Genomic DNA, 7,784 nt, shown 5'->3' on the forward strand with positions numbered 1-7,784 from the left:
ATGTCCGAGACCCGCCGCTTCCGCATCGCGTCCATCCCCGGCGACGGCGTCGGCCCCGAGGTCGTCGCCGCCGGCCGCCAGGTGCTGGACGCGCTCGCCACGGCCTCGCACGGCGCGTTCGCCTTCGAGTGGACCGAGTTCCCGTGGGGCTGCGGGTTCCACGCCCGCACCGGCCGGATGATCGACGAGGACGGCCCCGAGCGCGTCCGCGACTTCGACGCCCTGTACTTCGGCGCCGTGGGCTGGCCCACCGTGCCCGACCACGTGAGCCTGTGGGGGCTGCGGCTGCGCCTGTGCCAGGGCCTGGACCAGTGGGCCAACGTCCGCCCGGTGACCTTCCTGCCGGGGATCACCGCCCCGCTGCGGGCGGCCGACACCGCCCCGCTGGACTGGGTGGTGGTGCGCGAGAACTCCGAGGGCGAGTACGGCGGGTTCGGCGGCCGCAACTTCGCCGGGCGCGGCCCCGGCGGCGAGGTGGCGGTGCAGTCGTCGGTGTTCACCGAGGTCGGCTGCGAGCGGATCATGCGGTTCGCCTTCGACCTGGCCCGCACCCGCGACCGGCGCAAGGTGTCCAGCGTGACCAAGAGCAACGCCCAGCAGTACGGGATGGTGCTGTGGGACGAGGTGTTCGCGCGCGTCGCCGCCGACTACCCCGACGTCGAGACCGAGAGCGTGCTGGTCGACGCCATGGCGGCGAAGTTCGTGCTGCGGCCGCAGGACCTGTCGGTCGTGGTGGCGTCCAACCTGCACGCCGACATCCTGTCCGACCTCGGCAGCGCCCTTTCGGGCAGCCTGGGCCTGGCGGCCAGCGCCAACCTCAACCCCGAGCGGCGGACGCCGAGCATGTTCGAGCCGGTGCACGGGTCGGCGCCCGACATCGCCGGGCAGGGGGTGTGCAACCCCGTCGGCGCGATCGGCAGCGCGGCGCTGATGCTGGACCACCTGGGGCTGGCCGCCGAGGGCGACCGGGTGCGCCGCGCGATCGCCGCGGCGTGCGCGGCGGGCGTGCGCACCCGCGACGTGGGCGGCACCGCCTCGACCAAGGACGTCACCGCCGCGGTGGTCGACCACCTGGGCGGCTGACCGCCGCGCGGCGCGGGCGGGCGGGGCGGTGGCCCGCGCCCGCCCGCCCGTGTCAGCCGGACAGGTCGGTGGTCCCGGCGCCGTCGACGCGGACGCGCTGGTCGGTCCAGGCGCGCGCCTGGTCGCTGATCGTGATGCCGAGTCCGGGCCGGGCCGGGACGCGCATGCGGCCGTCGACGGTCTCCAGCCGCTCCTCGAACAGGGGGTCGAGCCAGTCGAAGTGCTCCACCCACGGGTCGATCTCGTAGGCGGCGGCGAGGTGCAGGTGGATCTCCATGGCGAAGTGCGGGGCGAGCCGCACCCCGGCGTGCCGGCCGCGCTCCATGATCTTCAGGAACGGGGTGATCCCGCCGACGCGCGGCGCGTCGGGCTGGAGGAAGTCGACGGCGCCGTGCCGCAGCAGCTCCTCGTGCTCGGCCGGGCTGGTGAGCATCTCGCCGGTGGCGATGGGCGTGGCGAGTTCGCGGGCGAGCGCGGCGTGCCCGGCGGCGTCGTAGGCGTCGAGGGGCTCCTCGATCCAGACGAGGTCGAACTCCTCCAGCACCCGCCCCATGCGCACGGCCGTGTCGCGGTTCCACTGCTGGTTGGCGTCGACCATGAGCGGGAAGTCGCCCAGTTCCTCGCGGACGGCGGCGACCCGGGCGAGGTCGGCGCGGGTGTCGGGCTGGCCGACCTTGATCTTGATGCCGCCGATGCCGCTGGCGCGCGCGGCCCGGGTGTTGTCCAGGACCTGCTCCAGGGGGGTCGACAGGAACCCGCCGGAGGTGTTGTAGCAGGCCACGGCGTCGCGGTGGGCGCCGAGGAGCTTGGCCAGGGGGAGTCCGGCGCGCTTGGCCTTGAGATCCCACAGGGCGATGTCGATGGCGGCGACCGCCTGGGTGGCGAGCCCGCTGCGGCCGACCGAGGCGCCCGCCCACACCAGCCGGGTCCAGATGCGCTGGATGTCGCTGGGGTCCTCGCCGATCAGCTCGGGGGCGATCTCGCGGGCGTGCGCGAACTGGCCGTGGCCGCCGGCCCGCTTGGAGTAGGTGTAGCCGACGCCCTCCCACCCCTCCGCGGTGCGGATCTCGGCGAACAGCATCGACACCGAGGTGAGCGGCCGCTGCCGGCCGGTGAGGACCTTGGCGTCGCTGATGGGGGCGGCCAGCGGCAGGTCGACCCGGGAGAGCACGACCGATTCGATGCGGTCGGCCCCGGTGGGGCGGGGGGTGGCGGCGGGTTCGGGCGGGGTCGCGGTCATCGCGGGCTCCTGGGGTCGAGAGGGCGGTGCGGGCGGCGGGTCCGGGGCGGGTCAGCGCACCTTGGCGATGAGCGCGGACAGCTCGGCGCGCTCGGCGTCGGTGAGGTCCGACAGCGGCGGGCGGACCCGCCCCCCGTCGCGGCCGACGGCGGTGAGGCCGGCCTTGACGATGGACACGGCGTAGCCGCGGGACCGGTCGCGGATGTCCAGGTAGGGGATGACGAACTCGTTGAGGCGGCGGTAGACCTCGGTGCGGTCCTGGGCGCGCACCGCGGCGTAGAAGTCGAGGGCGAACTCGGGCAGGAAGTTGTAGAGCGCGGAGGAGTAGGTGCTGACGCCGAGCTGGAGCAGCGGCAGCGCGTAGGTCTCGGCGGTGGGCAGCCCGCCGATGTAGATGAGCCGGTCGCCGACCTTGGCGTAGACGCGGGCCATGGTCTCGATGTTGCCGACGCCGTCCTTGAGCCCGATGAGGTTGGGGTGGCGGTCGGCGAGGACGGCCACGCTCTCGTCGGTGAACACGGCGTTGGACCGGCTGTAGACGATCACGCCGAGGTCGGTGGCCGCGCACACGGCGCTGACGTGCTCGACCAGGCCGGCCTGCCCGGCCTCGGTGAGGTAGGGCGGCATCAGCAGGACGCCGTCGGCGCCGGCCTCCTGGGCGGCGCGGGCCTGGGCGGCGGCGGTGGCGGTGCCGCCGGTGGCGGGGGCGACCACGGGCACCGCGCCGTCGATCTCGGCGACGGCGGTGCGCACGACCCGGTCGATCTCGGCCGAGGTGAGCGAGAACCCCTCCCCCGTGCCGCCGGCCGCGAACAGCCCGGCCACCCCGAACCCGGCCTGCCAGGCCAGGTGCTCGCGGTAGCGGTGCTCGTCGAAGGCGAGGTCGGCGTCGAAGTGGGTCACGGGGAAGGACAGGAGGCCGGACTTGAGCCGGGTGGCCAGGTCACCGGGGTGCAACGGGTTCACGCGTCCTCCTTGGGATCGGCGGGCCGGGACTTCCCTGTCCGGGACCCCGCGCTGTCTGGCCGATACCGTACGGAGTGGCGCGTGATGCTGTCCAAGATCTGTTGGGCATCAACTGATACCGGACCGGCATCAGGCGCCCGCGCCGGGCGCCGGCGCCCACACCTCCAGGGCGCGCAGCAGCGCGGGGTTGCCGGTGTGGCGGGGCCAGAGCAGGTGGAGTTCGACCGGGTCGTCGGGGAGTCCGGCGAGTTCGCGGTAGGCGACGCCGGCGACGCCCAGGCCGGTCGCCGACTCGGGGACGAACGCCACCCCGCGCCCGGCGGCCACCAGCCAGACCATGGTGAGGATCTGGCTGACGGTGTGCACCACGTTCTGGTGGGCGATGGGCACCAGAGAGACGACGAGGTCGTAGAAGTAGCGGGCCCGGGTGGGCGAGTGCATGATCAGGGGCACCCCGGCGAGGTCGTCGCCGGTGACCGGGCGGTCGGCGGCCGCGAGGGGGTGGTCGGCGGGGACCGCCACCAGCATCCGCTCGCGGTGCTGCACCCGCGAGCCGAACAGGTCGGTGTCGAACGGCGGGCGGGCGAGGCCGAGGTCGACCTCGCCGGTGAGCAGCGCCGCCACCTGTTCGCGGGTGACCATCTCGAACAGCTCGACGTCGATGTCGGGCAGCACGTCCTCCAGCTCGTTGAGGAGCCGGCCCAGGACGCCGTAGGAGGAGGCGGCGGTGAACCCGATGCGCAGCGTGCCGCTCGACCCGGCGGAGATGCGCCGGGCGAGGTCGGGGGCGCTGTCGGCGAGGGCGAGCAGGCGCCGCGCCTCGACCAGGAACGCGGTGCCGGCGGTGGTCAGCGCGACGTGCCGCCGGTCGCGCTCCAGCAGGCGGACGCCGACCTCGCGCTCCAGCTTCTGGATCTGCCGGCTCAGCGGGGGCTGGGTCATGGACAGCCGCTCGGCGGCCCGCCCGAAGTGCAGTTCCTCGGCGACGGCCACGAAGCCGCGCAGTTGCTCGAAGGAGAACATGATGCCGAAATGGTATCACCTTATGCTGAATTAGCCTTGGACAGGCATAAAACGCCCTCCTAGGCTGCCAGTCACTCGGCGACGTGACGGCACTCACAGTGCCCCCGCCGGCGAGCGGCCTCGACATCGAAGGAGAACGCATGACCCAGGTCCGGAGGATGAGACTGGCGCGCCGAGGGGCCGTGCCCGCTCTCGTGGCGGCCCTCTCCCTGTCCGTGGCCGCGTGCGGCGGCAACCTGTCCGGCGGCGGGGGCGGCGACGCCTTCCCGAGCGGCCCGGTCACCGTCGCGGTCGGCCAGGACCCCGGCGGCAGCACCGACCTGATCGGCCGCGCCCTCGCCGAGGCGGCGGCGGACGACCTCGGGGTCGCGATGCCCGTCGTCAACACGCCCGGCGCCAACGGCGCGCTGGCGGCCAACGAGGTGGCCGGCGAGGAGCCCGACGGCCACAACCTGCTCGTCCTCAACGCCTCGCTGGCCGCCATCACCCCGCTCGCGGTCGGGGAGGACGAGGCCGTCTCCGTCGAGGACTTCGAGATCGTCACCGGCGTCTCCCGCGACGACTACGTGCTGGTGGTCCCGGCGGCGTCCGACGTCACGACCCTGGACGACCTGGCCGACTCCGGGGAGGAGCTGAAGTTCGGCACCACGGGCGTGGGCACCGGCAGCCAGCTCGCCCAGGAGCTGCTGTTCGCCCAGGCCGACATCCCGGCCGAGGCCGTGCCGTTCGACGGCGGCGCCCCGACGCTGACCGCCCTGCTCGGCGAGGAGGTCGACGTCGCCGCCATCCAGCTCGGCGAGGCGATCGGCCAGATCGAGGCGGGCGAGCTGACCCCCCTCGTCACCTTCGCGGCGGAGCGCAACGAGTACCTGCCCGACACCCCGACGGCGGTCGAGGAGGGCTACGACGCCGAGGTCGCCCAGTACCGGGCGATCGCCGCCCCCAAGGGCACCCCGCAGGAGGTCGTGGACCGGCTGCGCGAGGCCTTCCAGGCCGCCTTCGCGTCGGAGGACTACCAGCGGTTCAACGAGGAGAACCTGCTGACCCCGCACGAGGTCGACGGCGCGCAGATCACCGAGGAGTGGGGCACCGCCCTGGAGGACTACCGGGCCACCACCGAGGAGTACGGCATCGACCTCGGGGGCGGTCAGTGATCGTGCGGCGGCGGAAGGCCGACGGCGCGCCCGGCCCGGAGGGCGGCCCCGGCGCCGCCCCCGCGCCGGGCGGCCCGGCCGGCGCCCCGCCCGCCGCCGCGGCCCCGTCCGCCGGGACCGGCGAGCCCGCCCCGCCCCCCGGGCCCGCTATGGACCCGGCCGACGCGGTCGGCGCGGCCGGGGGCCCGGCGCCGGAGGGCGCCCCCGCCCCCGGCACTGCGGGCCCGGACGCGGTCCCCGCCGCATCCCCCGACTCCCCCGAAGCGGCCGCCGACGGCGCCGACGGGCCGCCGCCCGCGGGCCCGCCGGCCAACCTGGTCGCCGCGCTGATCGTGGTCGCCCTCGGGATCGCCGCGATGGCCGGCGCCCGCGCCCTGGGCCTGGGCAGCCCGGCCGAACCCGAGGCCGGCGCCTGGCCGTTCGCCATCGGCGCCGCGCTCACCTGCCTGGGGGCGGCCCTGGCCGCGCGGGCGCGGCGCACCGCCGACGCCGAGGCGTTCACCGCCGCGTCCTGGCGGGTCGCCGCGGCGCTGGCCACCATGGTCGTGTTCGTCGCCGTCATCGGCGTGATCGGGTTCGAGATCCCGACCGCCCTGCTCGCGTTCGTCTGGCTGCGGTTCCTCGGCGGCGAGTCGTGGCGGCTCTCCGCGGTCACCGCGGTCGCGATCACGGTCGCGTTCTACGCGGTCTTCGTCGGCGCGCTGGGCGTGCCGGTCCCCCACCTCTTCTAGGAGCGACGTTGGACTCCCTCGCCCCCATGATCGACGGGTTCGGCGTCGTCCTCGAACCGGTCAACCTGCTGTACTGCCTGATCGGCGTCGTCGTCGGGATGCTCGTCGGCGTCCTGCCCGGCCTGGGCCCGGCGGCGACCATCGCGATCCTGCTCCCGCTGACCTACGGCATCGAGCCGGTGACGGCCGTCATCATGCTCGCCGGCATCTTCTACGGCGCCCAGTACGGCGGCACGATCACGTCGGTGCTGCTGCGGCTGCCCGGCGAGGCGTCGTCGGTGGTCACGGTCTTCGACGGGCACGCCCTGACCCGGCAGGGCCGGGCGGGGACCGCGCTGGGCGTGGCCGCCGTCGGGTCGTTCGTCGGCGGCACCGTGTCGATCGTCGCGCTGTCGCTGCTGGCGCCCGTGGTGGCCGGGTTCGCGCTGGACTTCGGGCCGCCGGAGTACACGGCGCTGGCCCTGCTCGGCATCCTGCTCGTGGCCACGGTGAGCAACGGGGGCCGGGTGAAGGCGGTCGTCGCCGCCTGCGTGGGCCTGCTGCTGGCGACGGTCGGCCGCGACATGTTCACCGGCGCCGAGCGGTTCACCTTCGACTCGCTGTCGCTGGCCGACGGCCTGGACTTCGTGCCGATCGCCATGGGCGTGTTCGGCATCGGCGAGATCCTGCACAACCTGGAGCAGCGGGGCGGCGCCGCCCCGGTGCCCGCCCGGGTGACCGACGTGTGGCCCTCGCGCGCCGACCTGCGGCGGTCGGCGGGCGCGATCGGGCGCGGCTCGGTGCTGGGCTTCCTGCTCGGCATCCTGCCGGGCGGCGGCGCCACGCTGTCGTCGCTGGCCGCCTACGCCGTGGAGAAGCGGGTGTCGAAGACGCCGGAGCGCTTCGGCAAGGGCGCGGTGGAGGGGGTGGCCGCCCCCGAGACGGCGAACAACGCGGCGTCGACGTCGTCGTTCATCCCGCTGCTGACGCTGGGCATCCCCGCCAACGCGACCATGGCGATGATCTTCGGCGCGCTGCTCATCCAGGGGGTGACCCCGGGGCCGCAGCTCGTCTCCACCGACCCGGACCTGTTCTGGGGGGTGGTGAACTCCATGTACATCGGCAACGTGCTGCTGCTGATCATGAGCATCCCGCTGGTGGGGCTGTTCGTGCGCATCCTGCGGGTGCGCGCCACCGTGCTGGCCCCGATCACCGTGCTGATCACCCTCATCGGGGTCTACACGGTCCGCAACAGCGTCTTCGACATCGCCCTGGTGATCGTGTTCGGGCTCGTGGGCTACCTGATGAAGAAGTTCGGGTTCGAGCCGGGGCCGCTCGTGCTGGCGTTCGTCCTCGGGTCGCTGCTGGAGACGTCGCTGCGCCGGTCGCTGCTGGTGTTCGACGGCGACCCCACCGGGTTCCTGACCCGCCCGATCTCCGGGACGCTGCTGGCGGTGCTCGTGGTGGTGCTGCTGGTCCCCGCCGGGCGGTGGCTGCTGCGGCGCCGGGCGGCGGCCGCGCGCCCCGCCGCCGAACGGGAGAAGGCCGACTCCTGACCCGCTCCCCCGCCCCCGCCGCGCCGCCCCCGCCGGACACCTCCGGCGGGGG

Annotated in this window: 7 protein-coding genes; 4 read left to right on the plus strand and 3 right to left on the minus strand. The window is 74.6% G+C overall.

All coding sequences use genetic code 11. From position 1 onward, the window contains the following. Positions 1–1,083 (plus strand): tartrate dehydrogenase (locus NT8_RS25730; protein WP_067974951.1); only part of this gene is annotated, 1,083 nt, incomplete at its 5' end. Positions 1,084–1,135: 52 nt separating this feature from the next. On the opposite strand, the gene NT8_RS25735 is transcribed toward NT8_RS25730, so the two are convergent. From NT8_RS25735 to NT8_RS25745, 3 genes are all read right to left on the minus strand, one after another. Continuing rightward, positions 1,136–2,323 carry an L-talarate/galactarate dehydratase gene (locus NT8_RS25735; RefSeq protein WP_067974953.1) on the minus strand — a complete coding sequence of 396 codons (1,188 nt, stop codon included), beginning with the start codon at positions 2,321–2,323 and terminating at the stop codon, positions 1,136–1,138. A gap of 51 nt (positions 2,324–2,374) precedes the next feature. Beyond that, on the minus strand, positions 2,375–3,289 hold the full coding sequence (gene kdgD / locus NT8_RS25740) for a 5-dehydro-4-deoxyglucarate dehydratase (RefSeq protein ID WP_067974955.1): 915 nt from the start codon (positions 3,287–3,289) through the stop codon (positions 2,375–2,377). Between the two features lie 129 nt (positions 3,290–3,418). Beyond that, complete coding sequence (locus NT8_RS25745) at positions 3,419–4,312, minus strand: LysR family transcriptional regulator (protein ID WP_067974958.1); 894 nt, start codon at positions 4,310–4,312, stop codon at positions 3,419–3,421. A 140-nt stretch (positions 4,313–4,452) separates the two neighbouring features. On the opposite strand from NT8_RS25745, the gene NT8_RS25750 reads away from it, so the two are divergent. Genes NT8_RS25750 through NT8_RS25760 form a run of 3 tightly spaced genes read left to right on the plus strand, consistent with a single transcriptional unit; the run spans position 4,453 to position 7,732 of the window. Next, complete coding sequence (locus NT8_RS25750; RefSeq protein ID WP_067974961.1) at positions 4,453–5,466, plus strand: Bug family tripartite tricarboxylate transporter substrate binding protein; 1,014 nt, start codon at positions 4,453–4,455, stop codon at positions 5,464–5,466. A gap of 2 nt (positions 5,467–5,468) precedes the next feature. After that, positions 5,469–6,197 (plus strand): tripartite tricarboxylate transporter TctB family protein, encoded by a 729-nt coding sequence (locus tag NT8_RS25755; RefSeq protein ID WP_245646334.1) that lies wholly within the window; start codon positions 5,469–5,471, stop codon positions 6,195–6,197. 26 nt (positions 6,198–6,223) lie between these two features. Further along, a complete protein-coding gene (locus tag NT8_RS25760; protein WP_084469281.1) occupies positions 6,224–7,732 on the plus strand; it encodes a tripartite tricarboxylate transporter permease in 1,509 nt (502 codons plus the stop codon). Positions 7,733–7,784: the final 52 nt, after the last annotated feature.

Source organism: Nocardiopsis trehalosi NBRC 14201 (assembly GCF_001552555.1).
GTDB classification, from domain to species: Bacteria; Actinomycetota; Actinomycetes; order Streptosporangiales; family Streptosporangiaceae; genus Nocardiopsis_B; species Nocardiopsis_B trehalosi.